The 22,284-nt window shown below is 41.0% G+C and carries 14 protein-coding genes; all 14 read left to right on the forward strand.

What is annotated here, in order from left to right:
• The first annotated feature begins 5 nt into the window (after nucleotides 1-5).
• Nucleotides 6-1,406, forward strand: a complete 1,401-nt coding sequence (locus tag DW039_RS03500) for a sugar porter family MFS transporter (protein ID WP_005835387.1) — start codon at nucleotides 6-8, stop codon at nucleotides 1,404-1,406.
• 32 nt (nucleotides 1,407-1,438) lie between these two features.
• Entirely contained in the window at nucleotides 1,439-2,611 is a 1,173-nt protein-coding gene (locus DW039_RS03505; protein ID WP_016272595.1) for an AGE family epimerase/isomerase, read from the forward strand.
• Nucleotides 2,612-2,622: 11 nt separating this feature from the next.
• Nucleotides 2,623-3,537, forward strand: coding sequence for a ribokinase (gene rbsK / locus DW039_RS03510; protein ID WP_005835391.1), 915 nt, complete (start codon nucleotides 2,623-2,625; stop codon nucleotides 3,535-3,537).
• Nucleotides 3,538-3,557: 20 nt separating this feature from the next.
• Nucleotides 3,558-4,622 carry a DUF4434 domain-containing protein gene (locus tag DW039_RS03515; RefSeq protein ID WP_016272596.1) on the forward strand — a complete coding sequence of 355 codons (1,065 nt, stop codon included), beginning with the start codon at nucleotides 3,558-3,560 and terminating at the stop codon, nucleotides 4,620-4,622.
• Nucleotides 4,619-6,043, forward strand: coding sequence for a sialate O-acetylesterase (locus DW039_RS03520; RefSeq protein WP_016272597.1), 1,425 nt, complete (start codon nucleotides 4,619-4,621; stop codon nucleotides 6,041-6,043). The genes DW039_RS03515 and DW039_RS03520 overlap by 4 nt, the downstream gene beginning before the upstream one ends.
• Nucleotides 6,040-8,220: a DUF4434 domain-containing protein gene (locus DW039_RS03525; protein WP_016272598.1), complete on the forward strand. Its 2,181-nt coding sequence runs from the start codon at nucleotides 6,040-6,042 to the stop codon at nucleotides 8,218-8,220. The genes DW039_RS03520 and DW039_RS03525 overlap by 4 nt, the downstream gene beginning before the upstream one ends.
• A gap of 20 nt (nucleotides 8,221-8,240) precedes the next feature.
• Nucleotides 8,241-9,785 carry an ADP-ribosylglycohydrolase family protein gene (locus DW039_RS03530; RefSeq protein ID WP_057097203.1) on the forward strand — a complete coding sequence of 515 codons (1,545 nt, stop codon included), beginning with the start codon at nucleotides 8,241-8,243 and terminating at the stop codon, nucleotides 9,783-9,785.
• Between the two features lie 9 nt (nucleotides 9,786-9,794).
• On the forward strand, nucleotides 9,795-10,805 hold the full coding sequence (locus DW039_RS03535) for a GRP family sugar transporter (RefSeq protein WP_044468844.1): 1,011 nt from the start codon (nucleotides 9,795-9,797) through the stop codon (nucleotides 10,803-10,805).
• 24 nt (nucleotides 10,806-10,829) lie between these two features.
• Nucleotides 10,830-12,386 (forward strand): DUF4434 domain-containing protein, encoded by a 1,557-nt coding sequence (locus DW039_RS03540; RefSeq protein WP_035457588.1) that lies wholly within the window; start codon nucleotides 10,830-10,832, stop codon nucleotides 12,384-12,386.
• Nucleotides 12,387-12,643: 257 nt separating this feature from the next.
• Nucleotides 12,644-15,889, forward strand: coding sequence for a TonB-dependent receptor (locus DW039_RS03545; protein WP_034528820.1), 3,246 nt, complete (start codon nucleotides 12,644-12,646; stop codon nucleotides 15,887-15,889).
• A gap of 12 nt (nucleotides 15,890-15,901) precedes the next feature.
• Complete coding sequence (locus tag DW039_RS03550; RefSeq protein ID WP_009037091.1) at nucleotides 15,902-17,620, forward strand: RagB/SusD family nutrient uptake outer membrane protein; 1,719 nt, start codon at nucleotides 15,902-15,904, stop codon at nucleotides 17,618-17,620.
• Between the two features lie 32 nt (nucleotides 17,621-17,652).
• Nucleotides 17,653-18,795, forward strand: coding sequence for a glycan-binding surface protein (locus DW039_RS03555; protein ID WP_034523353.1), 1,143 nt, complete (start codon nucleotides 17,653-17,655; stop codon nucleotides 18,793-18,795).
• A 249-nt stretch (nucleotides 18,796-19,044) separates the two neighbouring features.
• Nucleotides 19,045-21,012: an NPCBM/NEW2 domain-containing protein gene (locus DW039_RS03560; RefSeq protein WP_016272602.1), complete on the forward strand. Its 1,968-nt coding sequence runs from the start codon at nucleotides 19,045-19,047 to the stop codon at nucleotides 21,010-21,012.
• Between the two features lie 23 nt (nucleotides 21,013-21,035).
• Nucleotides 21,036-22,118 (forward strand): CehA/McbA family metallohydrolase, encoded by a 1,083-nt coding sequence (locus DW039_RS03565; protein WP_005835416.1) that lies wholly within the window; start codon nucleotides 21,036-21,038, stop codon nucleotides 22,116-22,118.
• Nucleotides 22,119-22,284: the final 166 nt, after the last annotated feature.

Below are 22,284 nucleotides of genomic sequence, written 5' to 3' on the forward strand. Positions count from 1 at the left end.
CAATGATGAAGAAAAATGTAAATATCGGATATTTAGTATTTCTGTCCTTTGTTGCAGCCTTAGGAGGTTTTCTCTTTGGCTATGATACTGCTGTGATTTCTGGTACCATTGCCCAAGTGACTGTACTTTTTCATTTGGATACCTTGCAGCAGGGATGGTATGTGGGTTGTGCGCTGATAGGCTCTATTGTGGGTGTACTTTTTGCTGGCGTGTTGAGCGATAAGTTCGGTCGTAAACTGACGATGGTTCTTTCTGCTGTGTTGTTTTCCACTTCGGCCATAGGCTGTGCCATTTGTGCTAATTTCGATGAGTTGGTTGTATATCGTATTATTGGTGGTGTGGGTATTGGTGTTGTTTCTATTATATCTCCTTTGTATATCTCAGAAGTTTCTGTGGCCCAATACAGAGGACGTTTAGTCTCTTTGTACCAATTGGCCGTTACAGTAGGATTTTTGGGCGCTTATTTGGTAAATTTCCAGTTGCTTGGATATTCAGAAAGTCATGTCGTTTCAGGTATAGGTTTATTTGAAAAAATCTTTGTAGCTGAAGTATGGCGTGGCATGTTGGGGATGGAAACACTACCAGCTCTTTTGTTTTTTACCATTATCTTTTTTATTCCCGAAAGCCCTCGTTGGTTGATTTTGAAAGGTAGAGAAGAACGTGGTCTTAATGTTTTGCAACGAATTTACAACTCGGCTGAGGAGGCTATGAACCAGATGAACGAAACCAAATCTGTTGTATCAGAAACTAAATCCGAGTGGGCATTATTGTTGCAGCCTGGCATTCTGAAAGCTGTGATAATCGGTGTTGCCATTGCCATATTGGGACAGTTCATGGGTGTGAATGCCGTATTGTATTATGGTCCTTCTATTTTTGAAAAAGCTGGGCTTTCCGGTGGTGATTCTTTGTTTTATCAAGTGTTGGTTGGCTTGGTTAATACGTTGACTACTGTCTTGGCACTTGCTATTATTGATAGAGTGGGACGTAAGAAGTTGGTATATTATGGCGTTTCAGGGATGGTTCTTTCTTTGTTGCTTATCGGTATTTACTTTTTGTGGGAAGAGAGTTTGGGGTTGTCAAGTCTTTTCTTGTTGGTTTGCTTCTTGTCTTATGTGTTTTGTTGTGCTGTATCTATTTGTGCAGTGGTATTTGTGCTTCTTTCAGAAATGTATCCTACCAAAGTACGTGGTTTGGCTATGTCTATAGCAGGATTTTCTCTTTGGATTGGAACATATTTAATTGGGCAGTTGACTCCTTGGATGCTCCAGAATCTTACCCCCGCCGGAACATTCTTCTTGTTTGCTGCAATGTGTGTGCCTTATATGCTCATTGTATGGAAACTTGTACCGGAAACGACTGGCAAATCTTTGGAAGAGATAGAACGGTATTGGACACGTATGAAATAAATTGACCTTATGAACTAAAATATAAAAAAAATATGGACTTTAAAAAATTAGCAACACAGTATAAGGATGAACTGATGAATCATATTCTTCCTTTTTGGCTTGAATGTTCTCAAGATCATGAATATGGTGGATATTTTACATGCTTGGATCGTCAAGGCAATGTATTTGATACGGATAAATTTATTTGGTTGCAGGGACGTGAGGTATGGATGTTTTCGATGCTTTATAATAAGGTAGAGAAGCGTCAAGAGTGGTTAGATTGTGCCATTCAAGGAGGAGAATTCTTGAAAAAGTATGGTCACGATGGTAACTATAACTGGTATTTCTCATTGGACAGACAAGGAAATCCATTAGTTGAGCCTTATAATATTTTTTCATATACGTTTGCTACGATGGCATTTGGGCAGTTAAGCTTAGCCACAGGGAATGAAGAGTATGCAGAAATTGCCAAGAAAACGTTTGATATAATCTTGTCGAAGGTTGATAATCCCAAAGGGCATTGGAATAAGTTGCATGCAGGTACACGTGATTTGAAGAACTTTGCATTGCCAATGATTTTATGCAATTTGGCTTTGGAGATAGAACATTTGCTGGATGAGGATTATCTGGAAAAGACCATGGAAGTCTGTATCCATGAGGTTATGGAAGAATTTTATCGTCTGGAATTAGGAGGTATTATTGTTGAAAACATACAAATGGACGGACAGCTTTCCGATTCGTTCGAGGGAAGACAAATTACTCCCGGACATGCAATTGAAGCCATGTGGTTTATCATGGACTTAGGGAAACGTTTGGGGCGTTTGGACTTGATAGAAAAGGCGAAAAATACCACTTTGACTATGCTCGATTACGGCTGGGATAAAGAGTTCGGAGGTATTTATTATTTTATGGATCGTAAAGGTTGTCCTCCTCAACAATTGGAGTGGGATCAGAAGCTTTGGTGGGTACATATCGAGACTCTGATTTCTCTATTGAAAGGGTATCATTTGACTGGCGACCAGCAATGTTTGGAGTGGTTTAATAAAGTGCATGATTATACATGGACTCATTTTAAAGATACAGAACATCCTGAATGGTTTGGATACCTGAATAGAAGAGGTGAAGTTTTGCTTCCGCTGAAAGGTGGAAAATGGAAAGGATGTTTCCATGTTCCCAGAGGATTGTATCAGTGTTGGACTGTTTTGGAGGAAATAGCAAATTCATAAATAGAATCTGTATGAGCAAAATCATAGTAGTAGGCAGTTCAAATACGGATATGGTAGTGCATACCTCCCATTTACCAGCACCGGGAGAGACAATCCTTGGTGGTAAGTTTCTTATGAATCAGGGTGGTAAAGGAGCAAATCAGGCAGTTGCAGTGAAGCGATTGGGGGGTGACTTGTTATTTGTGGCGAGAGTGGGCAATGATGTTTTGGGACAGCAGACCTTGCGTGTTTTTCAAAATGAAGGCATAGAAACAAGCTATATTGCTTTAGATAATGAAACTCCATCCGGAGTTGCGTTGATAAGCGTGGACCAATATGCTGAAAATTGTATTGTTGTGGCTTCGGGGGCTAATATGTTACTTGGACAAGAGGATATTGACAGTATGGAAAAAGAGATGTTGGTTGGAGATATATTATTGATGCAACTGGAAATTCCTCTTTCAACTGTAGAATATGCTGCACGGAAGGCTTATGAAAAGGGAGTGAAAGTTGTATTGAATCCTGCTCCTGCCTGTTCTTTGCCGGAATCTTTGTTCCAATATTTATATATGATAACTCCCAATCGGATAGAGGCTGAAATGCTGACCGGAGTTAAGATAAACAGCAAAGAAGACGTGGCTATGGCGGCTGGTGTCTTGTATCGGAAAGGTGTGAAAAATATAATAATAACTTTGGGTAGCGAAGGAAGCTTTGTAAGAGAAGGAGAAAAAACTTATTATGTAGATGCCTACAAAGTGGTTCCGGTTGATACTACGGCCGCAGGAGATACTTTCAATGGAGCTGTTTGCGTGGGTGTTTCCGAAGGGATGAGCTTGGAACAAGCAGTATTGTTTGCATCTAAAGCTTCTTCTATTTCTGTTACAAGAATGGGGGCTCAATCATCTATTCCTTATCGGAAAGAGTTGGATATGAATAATTTAGTTTAATCTGTTAAAAGAAGAATATTGTGGATAGACGTCATTTTTTATCAATGTTAGGTCTGGGAGCAGTTGGTTTGGCTCTGCCGGGAGTAGCTCAAGCAGATATTTTAAAGCAAGCAGCTGCCAATCCGAATATAAAACCTATTTCCGGTTCTTGGTTTGAATTTCAGCATCCGGGAGGTAAAGAAGGAGTATATTGGGACAAAGACTTAAGACAGTTTACTGCTGCCCAGTGGAGAGAAAAAATTCGTGAAATCAGTGAGACCGGTATGGAATATTTGGTGATGATGAATGTGGCTGCTCACGGCAAAGCTTTTTTTGATACGAAATTGGCTCCTAAATTTGAAATGGGTTGTGAAGATCCTATTGAAACAGTCCTTTCTGCGGCAGATGAGTTTGGTGTGAAGTTCTTTGTGAGCAATGATTATTGGGGACCGGATCTTGATGCTCATCGGATGATGACAGATAGGGAACTGGGTAAGAAAAGGAATCAATCAATGGAAGAAATCTATAAGAAATATGGGCATCACAAGAGCTTTTATGGGTGGTATTTCCCTAATGAATCGTGGTTAGATCCTTATTTTTGCGATTTTGTGATACCTTATGTCAATGAGTGTGCGCAAGTGGCTAAGTCGTTGAATGCTAACTGTGTGAATATAATAGCTCCATACAATATAAAGAAAGAAAAATGTGATGATTATTTTGTGAGACAGCTTGAACAACTCAATGTGGAAATCGTGGCCTATCAGGATGGAGTGGGAGTAGGTGCAACCAGATTGGAAGATTCTGCCCGTTATTATGAGAATTTGTCGAAAGCGCATCAAAAGGCAGGGCGTTCCAGAATATGGGCTGATATGGAGTTGTTTTACTTTGAACAGACCACTCATGGCAGTTTACTTCCAGCGGACTTTAACAATAGAATAATTCATCAAATGGAAGCTATTTCACCTTTCGTGGACAAAATTTTGGTTTACCAATATCTTGGAATCATGAACAAACCCCAATCTAAGGCTCATGCCGGATTAAGAGGAGAGACGGTAAGGTTATATAATCAATATATGGATTGGTATAACAAACAAAATTTTAAATGAATAGGAATGATATGAAAAGAATTGTATACTTTTTAGTTTCTCTGTTGGGATTTACCAAACTGGCAGCACAAGATCCTGCTGATTTTGTTCTTCCATCTATTATAAGTGATCATGCAGTGATGCAACGTGATGCCGAAGTAAAGCTTTGGGGATGGTGTCCCAGTGTTTGGGATTTGAAGATTGTATGTAGTTGGGCTCCCAATGATACGGTTCATGTATCTTCTGATAAATATAAGTATTGGGAAACTTATATAAACACTCCCAAAGCCGAAGGACCGCACGCCATTCGGTTTTATGGTTGGGAAGGTAAACTTTGCGCAGAAGTGAAAGACATTCTGATGGGAGAAACTTGGCTTTGTTCCGGTCAGTCAAATATGGAGTATTGCTTTAAGTGGCGTGTAGATGACATCACCGATAGAAGTACACTGTTTGACAATAAAAAGATTCGTTTTTTCAAGGTGGCTAAGTCATCCTCCGCGTATCCGGTTGAAAGAATTCAGGGAAAGTGGGAAATTTGTTCTCCCGAAATTGCAGAAGATTTTAGCGTAGTGGCTTTTTGCTTTGGAAAAAGGCTGAATGAAGAATTGGGTAATCTTCCTATCGGGTTGATAGGCTCTTATTGGGGAGGTACAGCCATTGAGCCTTGGATGGACGAATTTACATTGCGTCATGAGAAATTGGAAGAAAAGACTAAAGCATTGACTGCCGGATGGGCACCGACTGCAAATTCTTCTCTTTACAATGCAATGATTCATCCCATTATAAACTACACTATTGCCGGGGTTGTCTGGTATCAAGGAGAAGCCAATAATGAAAGGCATCAGGATTATGGAGTTATGTTTGATGCTATGATTAGAGGTTGGCGTAATGCTTTTCATCATTATTTGCCTTTCTATTTTGTCCAGATAACTCCTTGGAGTGGTTATGCGGATAAAAATGCTGCATATTTGCGTGAACAACAAGCCGATGTGGCTGCTACATTGAGAAATACTGGTATGGTTGTGGCGGGAGACTTAGTAAACGACCTAACAGATATTCATCCGAGTCTGAAGAGACAAGTAGGAGAACGATTAGCTAATATGGCTTTGAAAAATAGTTATCATAAAGAGGATATACAACCGTATTCGCCTATGCTAAAATCCTTTAGAGTAGATGGTCGTAAAGTAATAGTAACAACTACCGCTATTGGCAAACTTGCTTGCAAGGATAAGGTCATTCGTCACTTTGAGGTCGTGGATAAAGAGGGTAATTTGCATCCGGCTAAGGCTTCTATATTAAAGAATGGAGATATCAGTGTCATTGCCGATAAGGTGAAGGAACCGGTAGGAGTACGTTATTGTTTTTCCAATGATGCTATGCCTAATTTATTTGATAGTAACGGATTGCCTTTGGCTCCATTTAGAACAGATCGTAAAAAATGAAAAAGTCTTTATTATATTTAATTTGTTGTTTTATTTGCTTCTCTGCTTTTTCTCAAGCTTCTGATTTGAAGTTTCGTGACGGGAAGTTCAAGATTGTTCAGTTGACAGACCTGCATTGGGTAGAGAGTGATTCTTATAAATTGAAGAATGACAGCACTTGTCATTTGATTCGTGAAGTTATTCGTATAGAAGATCCCGATTTGGTTGTTCTTACAGGTGATGTAGTAGTTTCCTGGAATGCTAAGAAAGGATGGGAGAAATTGACCAAAATATTTGGGGAAACCAAAACTCCTTTTGTTGTGACCTTTGGTAATCATGATGAAGAAACGGATATGAACAATGCTCAGATATTGGACTATCTGTGTACACGACCTTATAACCTGACTTATGATGCTGAAAAAGGACTTTCGGGCTCGGGCAATTGCATGTTGACCGTCCGTTCTTCTGATGCTACATCTGAAAAATGGGTACTCTATTTCTTCGATTCTCACAATAATACCAAAGACCGTTCTTTTGGTTATTATGATTGGATTAAGCATAATCAGATAGAGTGGTATAGGAAAAGTAGCAGTCGGGTTACCGCTCGCAACAAGCGCATATTGCCTTCCTTGGCTTTCTTCCATATTCCTCTGCCAGAGCATGAAACGGCAAGGTGGACATGCCGGGAGTTTGGCGAGAAGCAGGAGGGTGTTTGTGCTCCAAGTGTAAATACCGGATTATACTCTTCGTTTATAGAAAAGAGGGATGTTATTGGGGTGTTTGTAGGTCATGACCATAATAATGACTATATGGTTGATTTAGACGGTAACATAACTTTGGCCTATGGTCGGAAGACGGGTTATCCTTCTGCCTATAATGAAACGCTTAGCCGAGGGGTACGTGTCATTAATCTGCATGAAGACGAATCGGTTTTTGATACTTATATAAGAGATTTGAAAGGAACTTATTTTCATTATCAATTTGAGCAGAAAAATAAGGGCAGTAATATTCCTCGTTTCAGTGGTTCCTTTGTGCAAGAGTTTTTGGTAGCAAATTGGGACAACGAACGTTGGAATCAGGAAATGGATATGCTGAAAGAAGCTGGCATGAAGTACTTGATTTATGCACCTGCATTGCTGGTAGATGAAAAGGGGAAAACAACTACAAATTATCCGTCTGCTCTGACGAAGAAGAAGCAAGGCAATAGAACGCTTGAAAAGTGTTTGCAAAGTGCGCAAAAAAATGGCATTAAAGTATTTGTAGGATTAAACTTTAATGAACGTTGGTGGAAAGTGGATTATGATGCTCGCTGGTTACTGGAGCAAATGGAAATGGGTAATAAGGTGGCAGATGAGCTTGTTGTTTTGTATAAAGAAAAGTATCCGGATGCCATGTATGGTTGGTATTGGGTTTGGGAGGTAGACAACTTGAACTGTATGACTTCTGAGCGTCAATCAATTTTGGCAGAGGCATTGAATACGAATTTGAATCATCTTTCTGAGATTGCTCCGGAAATGCCCCTTATGTTGTCTCCGTTTATGAATTACAAGGTAGGTGGAAATGCTGAAGAATGTGGCAAGATGTGGACGAACGTCTTTGCGCAAACCGACTTCCGTCCGGGAGATATATTCGCTCCTCAGGATTGTGTCGGTGCAGGTGGACTGAATTTGGATAATTTGTGGGAATGGTTTTCTAATTTGAAGAAGGCTGTCAATACTAAACCTGGGCTGAAGTTTTGGGGAAATGTAGAGACATTCGATCAGCGCTTTTGGACTAGCGCTCCTTTAGAAAGGGTTCAAAAACAGTTAGAGATTGTAAATGGCTATGTTGGCAATTTGATTTGTTTTGCATACAATCATTACAATAGCCCGTTTGTAGTTAATCCGGCGTATCATCAGGCATATCTTCAATATTGCCGGACGGGATGTTTGCCTATAATGGATATTCCTGAAAAAGTGAAGAATGCTGCTGTACGAAAGGTGGCTAAGGGAATTGAAGTTTCTTGGATACCGAATGAAATGAAAGCAGTTGACGGATATAGTATCTATCGTGATGGGCAGTTGATTATGAAATTACAAATACGTGACGGACAACTTCCGAGAACTTTTGTTGATGCAGAAGGTACAGTAGATAATGTTTATGAAGTAGCTGTTTATAATGTGATTGGTAAAGAATCTGCTAAAGTAAAAGCTGAATAACAATTGTAAAATTGATAAATATGAAGAATGTAACTTTTATTATTTGGGCTTTTGTTGTACTGTGTGCAGGATGCAGTTCTTCCACTTCAGTTGTGCAAGATGAAGTCTCTATGACTAAAAAACAATTGGCTGATAAAGTGAAAGGTGGTTGGGCAGCGAAAACCATTGGTTGTACCTATGGAGGACCGGTTGAATTTCTGCATAATGGTACTATGATTCAAGACTATACTCCCATAAAATGGTCCAAAGATAGAGTGAAATATTATTATGATACATTTCCCGGATTGTATGATGATATATATGTGGATATTGTATTTGTGAATGTGTTCGACCGTTTGGGTTTAGAGGCACCGGCCGATTCTTTTGCTGTTTCGTTTGCTGATGCCGGATTTCCTTTGTGGCATGCCAACCAAGTTGCAAAATATAATATTAAGCAAGGCATTATGCCCCCCATATCCGGACATTGGTTGAATAATCCTCATGCAGATGATATTGACTATCAGATAGAAGCAGATTTTGCAGGTCTAATGTCACCGGGCATGCCTAATACTGCTTCTGAAATTTCAGATAAAATCGGTCACATCTTTACGTATGGCGACGGCTGGTATGGTGGTGTGTATGTGGGCGCTCTATATTCCATGGCTTTTGTTTCAGATGATATGGAGTATGTGGTAGAAGAGGCATTGAATACAATTCCCGAGCAAAGTGATTTTTATGCTTGCATAAAAGATGTGATTGGTTGGTATCGGCAATATCCAGATGACTGGAAACAGACTTGGTTTGAATGCCAGAAGAAGTGGACTTCGGAAGTGGGGTGTCCCGATGGCGTTTTTGTTCCGTTTAATATTGATGCCAAGATAAATAGTGCCTATGTGGCTATAGGTCTGTTATATGGCAAGAAAGATTTTTATCAGACTATTGATATTTCGGCACGTTGTGGGCAAGATTCTGATTGTAATGCGGCTACTGCTGCCGGTATATTGGGTACAATGCTTGGATATAGTAATATTCCGGAATTATGGAAAGAAAGTCTTTACGAAGTAGAGGACATCCCATTTGCCTATACGGAAGTTTCGCTGAATAAGCTTTATGAGTTAAGTCTGAAACAAGCTTTGCAGGTGATAGAGCAAGAAGGAGGTTCTGTTCAGGGAGAGCAGGTTGTTATTAAAACGCAACAGCCGGTTGCTGTAAAGTATGAGAAAGCTTTTGAAGGTCATTATCCGGCAGAGAAGAAAGCTGTTAACCTTTTGTTACAGGATGCTACAGAGTTTATGTTTGATGGTAACGGATTTGTTTTGAAAGGATATGTGAAGTGTGCTGATGAATCGTATGTTGCGAGTGTTGCGATGTATATAGATGGTGCTTTAGCAGAAACTGCCAATCTTCCCGTTGCTAAATCTACTTCTATAGATGACAGAAGGGTTGATTCGTTTCATAAATACCAGTTGCCTGATACAGCGCACACGGTTGTTTTGAAATGGTTGAATCCTCGTACGGATGCACAAGTTTATTTAGGTGAGGCGGTTATTTATTCCAGCCAGCCCAATCAATTAACCTATAAATAATTAATTGTAATGTATATAGTTGAAAATTATGGATTGGCAGTAGCTCTTTGTTGGGTTACCATGCTTTGCTGGGGTTCTTGGGGAAATACTCAAAAGCTGGCAGCGAAAACTTGGCGGTATGAACTTTTTTATTGGGATTATGTCGTTGGTATTCTTCTCTTCTCTTTGATATGGGGATTTACTCTGGGAAGTACGGGCGAAGCAGGTAGGGGCTTTGTCGATGATTTGCTTCAGGTTGATATCTCTAATTTGGTGAGTGCGTTTTTGGGAGGTGTCATTTTTAATGCATCCAACATTTTGTTATCTTCTTCCATGTCATTGGCTGGTATGTCTGTCGCTTTCCCCGTAGGCGTTGGGTTAGCTCTGGTATTGGGTGTATTTATAAATTACTTTAGTGCTCCTCAAGGTGATGCAACTGTTCTGTTTTCTGGAGTATTTCTGATTGTACTTGCTATTATTTTTAATGGTATAGCTTCTGGGAAAGTTGCTAAAGGAGGAACAGACCAGGCAATGAGGAAAAAAGGGATTATTATAGCTGTGTGTGCAGGTATATTAATGGCATTTTTCTATCGTTTTGTAGCGGCAGCTATGGATTTAGAGAATCTGGAAGCACCGACTGTGGGTATGATGACTCCTTATTCAGCATTGTTTGTATTTGCAGTGGGTATTTTTGTCAGCAATTTTTTCTTCAATACATTGGTCATGAAGAAACCCTTTGTCGGCAAGCCGATTGCGTATAGTGACTATTTCAGTGGAAATGTGAAGACGCATCTTGTTGGAATTCTGGGAGGAACCATCTGGGCATTGGGGACTGCTTGTAGTTATATTGCTGCAGGGAAAGCTGGTGCAGCTATCTCCTATGCTTTGGGACAAGGTGCCACTATGGTTGCTGCCTTATGGGGAATATTTATCTGGAAAGAATTCAAGGGCGCATCTAAGTCAATAAATTTGCTGCTTGTATTTATGCTGATACTTTTCCTTTCAGGCTTGGGGTTGATAATTATATCTGGTGGTAATTAAATTCTTTATTTTAAATAATATACTATGAGACAAAAAAAACAAATGAAAATGTTGGGACTATTGGGATTGTTGGCTGTATTACCAATAATTTCTGCATGTGCGGGAAATAAGGGTTCTGACGAATCTCGAAAAGAAAAAATGGTCCAATCGGTTTCTGTGGTACAGCCTATTACGGGTACATGGATTAATTTAGCCTACAAGGATGTGCGGAATAAGTATACTAATCCACAACATTTCGATAATATGGATCCTAAATTATGGACTGCTAAAGTGCGTGAATTGGCTAACATGGGGATTGAATATTTGGTGTTCATGGAGGTTGCTAATGAAGGGAAAGCATATTATCCGTCAAAGTTGATGCCGTGGTTATATAATGATAAATTGCAAAGCCCCGTTGATGCGATTCTTGACGAAGCTGCCAAACATGGCATGAAGGTTTTTATGAGTACCGGTTGGGCAAAAGATCAGGATGATAATCTGCTTGATCCAGTGATTAAGGAGCGTCAGCTTCAGATTATGGAGGAATTGGCATCTCTCTATAAAAACCATAAAGCTTTCTATGGCTGGTATCTTCCGGTTGAAGATTGTCTTTGCCCTATCTTTGCCGAGCATGCTGTTCAGTCAGTAAATGCATTGACAGAGAAGGCTCATTCTTTGACTCCCGGAAAGAAGACCTTGATTTCTCCGTATGGTATTGGTCTGTCCGAATTTGATCATCCTGATTTTGAGAAGCAGATGGCAAAATTGAAAGTCGATATTATTGCTTATCAAGATGAGGTGGGGTGTGTACGTGACAAATTTACTCTTCCTCGCTTGAAAAAGAATTGGCAAAGGATGCGCGATATTCACAATCGCCTGAATATTGAGATGTGGGCGAACTGCGAAACCTTTACTTGGGAAGAGGGAACCAATGACCGCCAATCTGCTTTGATTCCGGCTGCTTATTCCCGTTTGCTGTCACAGCAGGTAGCGGCTTCGGTTGCTGGTGTCGACAAAATAATTTCGTTTATGTTCGGTGGAATTATCGAAGACCCAAAGTCTGCTTATCAATTGGGACAACCTGTGTGGTCTAATAATTTATACAACAATTATATGGCTTGGAAAGAAGGTGACAGTTTTTGGAAATTATTTGAAGCTACTTTGCTTGACAAGTTGGTCAATTCAGCCAAATCGGAAATGATTGGTAAAGTTGATATGAAGGCACTGGCAGATGGCCGGGTAGCCGAAGAGGATAGTGGGGACAGCCGTTGGGTAAGGTTTGAAAAAGGTCATCATGAGGTAGTGATTGATTTGCAAAAGAATACTTCGCTTCAAAAGGTGCTGGTACGTACTTTGAACTATAATCAGGAAAAGATAGGCGCTCCTTTGAAGGTTTATGTTTACACTTCCCAGGATGGTCAGACTTATAATCTGGCTTCAATAAAGGATGCTCCGTATTTTCCTAACAACAAGCATGATGCTTGGATTGACGCAGTCTTGATTGATAATTTAAAAGAAAAGACACGTTATGTGAAAGTTGCTTTTGACGCTTTGGAAAATGTGTATATGGATGAGATTTTTGTAAATCCAAGTATTCGTTAACCGGGTAATATAATGAAGGAATAATAGGGTCATCCGGAAAATATGAAATATAGTTTGAGATGAATTGATATTATATGGGAATGAAGCCGCCCGGATATGGAAGATGCAGCCATCTTAAACAGATATGTCTAAGTAGAAAAAGTATGATTTCAGGCTAATAGAAACGTCAATTATCGCATTTCATTAATATAATAAAGTGCGATATAAAAAACAATACAATGAAAAAAATCTTAATTTATTAATCCAAAAATGAATCTATGAAAAGATTACACAAAACTATGAATCGAATTGTCGGAGTGCTTTTAATGGCACTTATGATGGTTCCAAGTGGTTTGAAAGCTGAGACGGCAGAAATGCTTCAAACTTCTAAAATTACGGGTGTAGTAATTGACGATTTCGGCGAGCCGATAATCGGTGCTACTGTTCGTGTGAAGAATGCACAGAATGGCGCTGTAACAGATGTTAATGGACGTTACTCTGTAAATGCTACTAAAAATGCGACATTGGTTTTTTCTTTTATTGGCTATAGAACACAAGAGGTAGCTGTTAAGGGTAGGACTACTGTTAATGTAACTTTGAAAGAGGACAGCCAAATGTTGGAAGAAACAGTTGTTATTGGTTATGGTGCTGTTCCTAAAAGAGATTTAACGGGATCTGTATCTTCTTTAAAGAGCGAAGATTTGCTGAAAACAAACCCTGTGAGTGTGAATCAAGGTTTGCAAGGCAAAATGGCAGGTGTAAATGTGTCCCAGTCTGACGGAGCCCCGGGTGCCGGTATAAATATCCAAATTCGTGGTGCCAATTCGTTTACTACCAGTACAGAGCCTTTGTATGTAGTCGACGGTATGCCGTATTCTATGGGTGAAGGACGTACAACGGATTATGGTATGAAACAGAGTAATAATCCATTGAGTACCATTAGTCCACAAGATATATTATCTATTGAAGTTTTAAAAGATGCATCTGCTACCGCTATTTATGGTTCTCGTGCTGCCAATGGTGTTGTGCTTATTACTACTAAATCCGGTGCTGAGGGAAAGGCAAAAGTTCAGCTTTCTGCTAACCTTAGCATCTCTAATCCGGTAAAACGTATTGATGTGCTCGATGCTTGTGATTACGCTTTGTACCGTAATGAACGTATCACGAATGGTCTCTTGTATGACGGTTACTCTGAGGCAGACAGCCAATTGGAATATCCTTTGGTGGGATATTGGGCTCCGGTGAAAGCTCCGGATCCTATTACAGGAGAAATGGTTGTAGTAGGTCAGGAGTATAAGCCAAGTCCATGGGATTACCGGAAGGGTTTTGTCGAAAAAGAAGGAGGACCGGTACGTTATGGAACAAATTGGCAGGATGAAATTTTTCAGACAGCAATAAGCCAAGATTATAATGTTACAGTATCGGGTGGTGATAAGAAAGGTAACTATATGTATTCCGGTGGTTATACTGACCAGCAGGGTGTGATTGTTAATTCTTATTATAGACGTTATACAGCGAGAGCTAACAACAGCCGTAAAATCAATGATTTTTTAGAGTTAGGTACTAACATCAGTTTTGCAACTTCCGATAATCGTTTGGCACGTACCAATAGTGAAACGTATGGTGTAATTCCTGCAGCTATTTCGTTTAATCCTACTCGTCCGGTATTCGATCCCAATAAAGACTCTGGCTTTTCGGAAGATTTCTCTACCGGTTTGGCTAATCCTTATTTGACTGTACATACGGAGAAGAATATCCAAGAGACGTTGAATGTATTTATCTCAAGCTTTGGTGAATTGAAGTTTACCGACTGGTTGAAATTCCGTCAGAATTTTGGTTACGGTTATAGCTATTATGAACGTAATACCTATAATAACCGTTGGACCGGTGCGGGTATAGCTCCTACAAATGGTTATGCAACGAAGTCAGATGATGCTTATGAAAGCATTTCGACAGAGTCTTTGTTGACTTTCAACAAGAAGTTTGGAGTTCATGGCATTAATGCTGTGCTTGGTATGACTTATGAAAACAGCATGTGGCATAGTAAGTGGATGGCTGCATCTAATTTCCCGAACGATATGACTGAAGACAACGTCATTGAAGCAGGAACTAAGGACCGTCGTATGGAAAGTAGTCGTGGAAAGTCTCAGCTGATGTCCTATCTGTTCAGAGCCAATTATAATTTGCTGGACCGTTATTTATTCACTTTTTCTATGCGTCGTGACGGTTCCAGTAAATTGTCAGAGTTAAATCGTTGGAATAACTTCTATTCGGGAGCCGTTGCTTGGCGTTTGTCTGATGAGTCTTTTGTAAAGCAGCTGAATTTCTTCGATGACTTGAAATTGCGTGTCAGTGCCGGACAGACCGGAGGTCAGGGGGTCAGTGCCTATGCTACCCGTTCCCGTTTTGTTGTTTCTAACTACGGTATGGGTGGTTCATTGCAGAGTGGTATGGCAGAATCCCGCTGGGGAGGACCTGCAGCAGCTCTTCTGAAATGGGAGACAACCAATCAGTTTGACATAGGTTTGGACATTGCTTTCTTGAATAACCGTGTTAATTTGACAGTAGATGCCTATTATAAGAAGACAAAAGACCTATTGTTGGATAAGCTTATTCCTATGAGTTCCGGTTTTAGCCGTATTCAGGCAAACTATGGTAATGTAACAAATAAAGGGTTGGAAATTTCCGGTCATTTCATTCCTGTAAAGGCACGTAATTTCTTGTGGTCTATAGATGCCAATATTTCATTCAACCGTAATAAGGTGGGTGGTTTGGATGCCGACCAATATTCTGATGTGGCTTGGGGTATTGAGAACATGTTCTTGGTACGTAATGGTGAGCCTATCGGTACTCTATATGGGTATGTGGAAGATGGCTTTTATGACAATGAGGCCGAAGTCCGTGCAGATCCGTTGTATAGAAATGAGACGGACTCTAAGGTTAAAAGCATGGTAGGTGAAGTGAAATACAAGAATCTTGATGACGATCCTGTAATTGATAATCGAGACCGTCAGATTATAGGTAATACCAACCCGGATTACCAATATGGTATAACCAATACATTGGAATGGAAGAACTGGACATTCAGTTTCTTCTTGCAGGGTACACAAGGTAATGACGTGTTGAATGTCAATCTTAAGAAATTTGATATGGCCAGCGTGGATAATATGCCTTATTTTATTTATAACAATCGTTGGACTGCCGAAAATAGGGCAAATGCCAAATGGCCGCGTGCCAATAGAACCAGTACACGTTCTATGAGGGCATCTGACCGTTACATTGAGGATGGATCTTACTTGCGTTGCAAGAATGTCAGCTTGAGCTACCGTTTCCGCCATCCGATGAAGTTTGTGGAGAGTATTAATTTGGTTGCCAGCGTTTCCAATCTATTTACAATTTCCGGTTATAGTTGGATGGACCCTGATGTGAATTCATTTGGTAGTGACCCTAAACGCAGAGGTGTGGATATGGCTTCTTATCCAAGTGCCCGTACATTTAATTTTGGTGTTCAAATTGGATTTTAAATAATGATGACTATGAAATTTAAGAATATATTAATGGCATTGGGCTTAGGCTCCATGTTGATGACTTCTTGTACGTTGGATGAAGAAGTATATACATTTATTTCAGGTGAAGACTTGTCTGCTGATGGTGAGTATGAACTGTTGGTAAATGGCGCTTACCAACCGTTGGCCTGGATGTTTGAATGGGGTAGTTATGATTCTGCTACTAATTATGATAATGACTATCAGACAGGGCCGGGTTGGGCTTTTAAAGAAACCGGTACCGGTAACTTTTATAACAATGGTAGTATAAATAATGTGTTTGCATATTATTCAACCGCCATTCATCGTGCCAATTACCACTATTATCTGATTGACAAGATGACCAATGTACCTGAGAAAGCCAAGAATAATGCGTTGGGTGAACTTCGTTTTCTCAAGGCATGGTCGGAGTTTGAATTAGTACGTCGTTTTGGTGGTATTCCTTTGTTTAAAACTTCTATTGGTGAAGGTAACAGCAGTTACCAGCCCAGAGCTTCCGTCAAGGAAGTGTATGAGGACATTATAGCCAATTTAAAGGAGGCTGAAACGTTGCTGATGCCTCGTACAGACTCGGATTATAAGAAAGGGCATGTATTTCGTGCGTCAGCCAAGTCGCTGTTGGCTTTAGTCTATGCTACGATTGGTTCTGCTTCGATGGAGAGTGGCAAAGTCATGGTAAAGGGTGGTCCCGGCAAGGTTACGAATCCGGATGGAACAGAATCGGCATTGATGCCTCAGGAAATCTGGCATAACAAGATTCGTCTTCCGGGATATGAAGAGTTCAATTCTCAGGAGTATTACAAACTGGCCAAAGAGAAAGCAGCCGAAGTGATTGCAGAAGGAGAGTGTGTGTTGGCTTCTAGTCAGAAAGAATTATGGAAAATCGACAATAAGAACGGGCCGGAATTCCTGTTTACATTACAGACTTATCCCGAAGGGGATAATCTTGCCGGAAACTATATCAGCGAATCGTATTACGGCTATTGGAAAGAGGATAGAACTCTGGGTTCTGGTTATTATACTTATCGCGATCACTGGCTACAGATGTTCGATGATTGGAAAGATGAACGTATTACATGGGGCATTCTGCACCGTTACCCCGATTCTTATAACGAAGAACTGGGCATTTATACCTGGCGTTACTACCCGTTGCGTGACAGTGTATACGTGAACCGTGAAGAGGCTCCGTATGCCGACCAGGGTATTGGAGCTTATCAGAAGACCGACCAGCCTACGTATGGTGCTTATTACGGTTCTCGTTTTACTAAGTTTACGGCAGTGACGGGTGAAATTGACGGTAATCGTAAAGACTTTAACTGGCCTTTTATGCGTTACGCAGAAGTGCTGTTACTGTATGCGGAAGCTGATAATGAATTGAATGGACCTACCCAAGATGCATTCTCTAAGATTGAATTGTTGAATAAGCGTAACAATAGTACGCTGGTAAGCAAGCGTCATGAGAAGATTCCGTTTACGAAAGAAACTTTCCGTTCGTTTATCTTGGAAGAGCGTGCTAAAGAGTTTGCAGTTGAGGGGAATCGTCGTACCGATTTGATTCGTTGGGGTATTTATTTATCGGTAATGAATGCTATCGGTATGGATGAAAACGGTAATTTGAAGAGACGTGAGGAGAAGCATTGGCTGATGCCCCTTCCGCCCGATGAAATTAACGGTAACCCTTATATTGAGAAAAATAATCCCGGATGGTAATCCTATTTATTAACTATATGATGAAAAATACAATGAAAAAGATATTGAGTTTTAGGAAGATGTATCTCGTCGGTGCTCTTCTTATGGGAATTTCTTGGACATCTTGCTCTGACGATAACGGAGTTGCACTTCCTATTGAACTGACCAATGTGACCACCATTGCTGATATGAATACCACCATTGAAGAAGCTGCTTTGGGGGATTTTATAGCTGTTCATGGAACCGGTTTGGATGTTCATAATATCGATTCTATTTTGATTGATGACATTAAGCTGGATATGCAAGAGGTATATACAGAAGATGATATTCTGTTTATAAAGATACCGGTAAAGCTGGCAACCAAGAAAACCGATAAAATAAGTATTTATAATACGGCCGGTTGTTTTGAAATTCCTTTTAAAACGGTAGCGCCCAATTTAAAGCTTTCCCGCATGTTCAATGAATATACGGCACCGGGTGATACGATTATGATTTATGGAGATTTCTTCAACCTCTATGAAATAGATTCGCTCAATGCTGTTGTCGATTTCAATGGAAAGGTATCTCCGGTCATTAAATCGGCTAATAATTATCTGACTGCTAAAGTACCGGTTGATGTAGATAAGAACATAAAAATTAAAGTGAAAGGGGTGAAGTATAATGTTGAGGCGGTATGCCCCGGACGTTACTACGATTGTGATTTTATGATTATGGACTTTGACGAATATTTGCCCAGTTCTATGACAAATGTGGTGACTGATGAGAAAGATCCACAACGGTTGAGCGGTAACTTCTTGAGAATAGATGATAAATCTGAATATAGCTCTTGGTGGTATATTGCAGAAAGAGGCGATATACCTTATACTGATGATATGTTAGGACTTGAATCATGTAAGAATTATGTGGTGAAATGTGAATTCCGCACATCCAATCAATTCATCAAGGACAGAATAAGGTTCTGTAATTATCTTTATTGGGCTGCTCCCACATGCGATTGGGTTGCTACAGACTTTAATATACAGAACTTCAACCGTTGGGAGACAATTACGTTGCCGTTTAATGTATATTTGTCAGAGGATTATCCGGACTACCATCCAGGTTCGTACACAAGCTTCAATATGCGTTTGGAGATAGATCCTGAGATAGCCCGTAATTTTGCATTCGATAATATTCGTATTTGTAGAAAAGGCGATTGATTGATGTGGTAATTGATCATTACGGATAATGGCCGCTTTTGGGGATTCGCGAATTGTGTTCCGAAGTGAACCCTATTCAGTCGTATACTGATTATAGCCCCTCTCAGAGTGTGCCCTGGAGGGGCTTTTTAAAAACATCGCATGCTGGTAGGGATTATTTACAATAAATTGGATCTTGCAGGCGAGTATAATCTCACTTGATTTTACAAAAAACACAAAGAAATGAAAATTAAAAAATGTGCAGCACTTATGGCTGCAATGTTGATGGGCGCTTGGAGCTTGCAGTCTTGCGACAACGGGCCTACTAAAGAAGTGTGGCTGGATGAATTCGGTCAAGATTCCTGTTATGTTCAGGACTGGGGAATGCTTGAAGTCAACCGTTCCGTAGTACATACTCCGCTTACAGTGAATGGAGTTGTTTATGAACGTGGACTTGGTGCCCATTCCATCAGCCGCCTGCTGTACGATTTGGATGGAAAGGCCGTTTCGATCTCCGGTTTGGCAGGAGCTGATGACAAGAACTTGTTTGCAGGCAAACTTCAGTTCAAGATTCTCGGTGACAAGAAGGAACTCTGGAAGAGTGGAGTGATGCAGAAAGGAGACCCAGTAAAAGAGTTTAATGTAAACCTGAAAGGGGTGGACAAAGTGCTGCTATTGGTAGAAGAATGTGGTGACGGCATTATGTACGACCATGCCGACTGGCTCAATGTGAAGATAACGACTCGTGGCGATGTGAAACCTGTTCCTGCGTGGGCAAAACCGGTGGCAAAGGAGAAGTATATCCTTACGCCTCCTGCTCCCGAAAGTCCGGTCATCAACAATCCGCTGGTCTATGGCGCACGTCCGGGTAATCCGTTCCTATGGTCTGTGATGGCTACCGGCAACCGCCCCATGAAGTTTGAGGCCGAAGGGCTTCCGGCTGGTGTGAAATTGGATGCTGTTACCGGTCGCATTACGGGTAAAGCCACAGTAGAGGGAGAGTATAAGGTAACGCTCAAAGCCACCAATGACAAAGGTACGGCCCAGAAAGAGGTAACTGTTAAAATAGGAGATGCCATAGCCTTGACTCCTTCTATGGGATGGAACAGTTGGAACTGTTGGGGGCTTTCTGTGAACGACGAGAAAGTGCGTGACGCAGCCCGCATGATGAACGAAAAACTGCATGCCTACGGATGGGAATACGTGAATATAGATGATGGTTGGGAAGCTGCGTCGCGTACCAAGCAGGGCGAGATACTTTCAAACGATAAATTCCCCGATTTCAAGGCATTGACAGACTATATTCATGGATTGGGCTTGAAGTTCGGTATTTATTCCTCACCGGGACATATCACTTGTGGCGGACATGTGGGCAGCTACCAGCACGAAGAAATTGATGCCAAGACATGGGAACGCTGGGGAGTGGATTATTTGAAATATGACTATTGCGGATATTTGGAGATAGAAAAAGATTCGGAAGAGAAGACTATTCAGGAACCCTATATCGTGATGCGCAAGGCATTGGATAAGGTGAACCGTGACATTGTTTACTGTGTGGGTTATGGCGCTCCCAATGTGTGGAACTGGGCACCGGAAGCAGGAGGAAACCAATGGCGCACTACTCGCGACATCACGGACGAATGGAATGTTGTGACAGCTATAGGTACTTTCCAGGATGTTTGTGCGGATGCTACGGCTCCGGGCAGAAACAATGACCCCGACATGCTGGTTGTTGGCAAGCTTGGTCAAGGCTGGGGAAGCAAAGTGCACGATTCATATCTTACGGCAGACGAACAGTACTCTCATATTTCTTTGTGGTGCCTTCTTTCTTCTCCTTTGCTCATAGGTTGCGACATGGCAAATATGGACGATTTTACGCTGAATCTGCTGACCAACAACGAAGTGATAGCAGTCAGCCAAGACCCCATGGTGGCTCCCGCCAAGAAGATGATGGTAGAGAACGGCCAAGTATGGAGTAAAAAACTGTACGACGGTTCTTATGCGGTGGGCTTCTTCCATGTAGACCCTTATTTCATTCTTTGGGATCAGGAGGATGCTGAAGCTATGCAGATGAGAGAGTATGCTTTTGATTTTGATTTGAAACAGCTTGGCATTGAAGGAAAAGCAATGGTTCGTGACTTGTGGCGACAGAAAGACTTGGGAGAGGTGAACGGCATCTTCCGGACGGAAGTTCCCTATCACGGTGTCACCTTCGTGAAGATTACTCCTGCAAAATAGCAAACTATAAAATAGAGAGACGAATGAAAAAGTTAATTTTATCTTTGTTTTTTTTATCGGCTTTCACACTTCGGGGCTCTGCACAGTTGCAGGGCCTGGAAGTAGTGAAGGTACCGGAAGCACAGCAGCCTTATTCGGGCGAATATATTTATATCCCCGATGTGGAAGGATATAAAACTCTGAAGTGTGATTTTCATACCCACACCATCTTCTCCGATGGAGATATAAAACCTGAAAATCGGGTGTGGGAAGCTGCTATTCGCGGGCTGGATGTGATAGCCATTACCGACCATATAGAATATCGCCCCAATAAAGACTATATCAAGGCCGACCATAACGAATCTTACAAAAGGGCAAAGACTGTAGAGAAAGCTTCCAATCTGATAGTAATTCAGGGAGCCGAGATAACCCGTTCCAAGCCGATAGGGCACATCAATGCTCTCTTCTTGACGGATGCCAATGCGCTGGACGTGGAAGATCCTCTGAGAGCTGTTGACAACGCTTTGGAGCAAGGGGCCTTCATTATGTGGAATCATCCGGGGTGGCCTAACGACACAAGCACTTTATATAATGTCCATAAAGATTTGATTAAGCAAAAAAAGATACATGGAATAGAGGTGGTGAACGGCTTTGAGTACTATCCGAAAGCTTTTAATTACTGTAAGGAATACGGCCTGACATATATGGGAAATACCGATATACATGGCGTTTATAAGCAAACGTATCGTACGGACAAACAAAGTGGACCGATGACGATTGTATTTGCCAAAGAACGTTCTCAGGAAGGAGTGAAAGAAGCTCTCCTTGCCGGGCGTTCGGTAGTGAAGTTCGGGGATATACTGATAGGCTCTGAGAAGAACCTGCTATCTCTGGTCAAGGCGTGCCTCTCTTATGAAGTGAAGGAGGTGAAAGGCAATCAGGCTCTGGTGAAAGTGACGAACAAGTCGACATTGAACTTTGAAATTCTACTGGACAACAAGGCTGGTACTATCCTTGGCAATGCTACAGTAGAGATTAAGGTAAGGCTGGATGATAAAGTAAAGTTTACTACTACACACATCACGGATGATAGCCGGTTGGTGATTGATATAGCATCATTGCGATAGTGGTTTTATAAGACCGATAATCTGATATTTAAGGAACCATTGATTTTGTGTTTTATAATAACTGAAGTTTCTCAAATTTTTCAGATTGTTGATGAACTGTTGTATCTTAATGCTCTCTCTCGGAGGAAGAGCGTTGAGATTGTTTTGAAAGCGCAAAGGTAACTTG

The organism is Bacteroides sp. AF39-16AC, assembly GCF_003602735.1.
In the GTDB taxonomy this organism is placed as follows: domain Bacteria; phylum Bacteroidota; class Bacteroidia; order Bacteroidales; family Bacteroidaceae; genus Bacteroides; species Bacteroides uniformis.

Bases quoted from the DNA above. Each gene is read 5' to 3' on its own strand.
- DW039_RS03500 (WP_005835387.1), top strand. From the start codon at position 6: ATGAAGAAAAATGTAAATATCGGATATTTAGTATTTCTGTCCTTTGTT.
- DW039_RS03545 (WP_034528820.1), top strand. From the start codon at position 12,644: ATGAAAAGATTACACAAAACTATGAATCGAATTGTCGGAGTGCTTTTA.
- DW039_RS03505 (WP_016272595.1), top strand. From the start codon at position 1,439: ATGGACTTTAAAAAATTAGCAACACAGTATAAGGATGAACTGATGAAT.
- DW039_RS03550 (WP_009037091.1), top strand. From the start codon at position 15,902: ATGAAATTTAAGAATATATTAATGGCATTGGGCTTAGGCTCCATGTTG.
- DW039_RS03565 (WP_005835416.1), top strand. From the start codon at position 21,036: ATGAAAAAGTTAATTTTATCTTTGTTTTTTTTATCGGCTTTCACACTT.
- rbsK (WP_005835391.1), top strand. From the start codon at position 2,623: ATGAGCAAAATCATAGTAGTAGGCAGTTCAAATACGGATATGGTAGTG.
- DW039_RS03525 (WP_016272598.1), top strand. From the start codon at position 6,040: ATGAAAAAGTCTTTATTATATTTAATTTGTTGTTTTATTTGCTTCTCT.
- DW039_RS03520 (WP_016272597.1), top strand. From the start codon at position 4,619: ATGAATAGGAATGATATGAAAAGAATTGTATACTTTTTAGTTTCTCTG.
- DW039_RS03530 (WP_057097203.1), top strand. From the start codon at position 8,241: ATGAAGAATGTAACTTTTATTATTTGGGCTTTTGTTGTACTGTGTGCA.
- DW039_RS03560 (WP_016272602.1), top strand. From the start codon at position 19,045: ATGGCTGCAATGTTGATGGGCGCTTGGAGCTTGCAGTCTTGCGACAAC.
- DW039_RS03535 (WP_044468844.1), top strand. From the start codon at position 9,795: ATGTATATAGTTGAAAATTATGGATTGGCAGTAGCTCTTTGTTGGGTT.
- DW039_RS03555 (WP_034523353.1), top strand. From the start codon at position 17,653: ATGAAAAAGATATTGAGTTTTAGGAAGATGTATCTCGTCGGTGCTCTT.
- DW039_RS03540 (WP_035457588.1), top strand. From the start codon at position 10,830: ATGAGACAAAAAAAACAAATGAAAATGTTGGGACTATTGGGATTGTTG.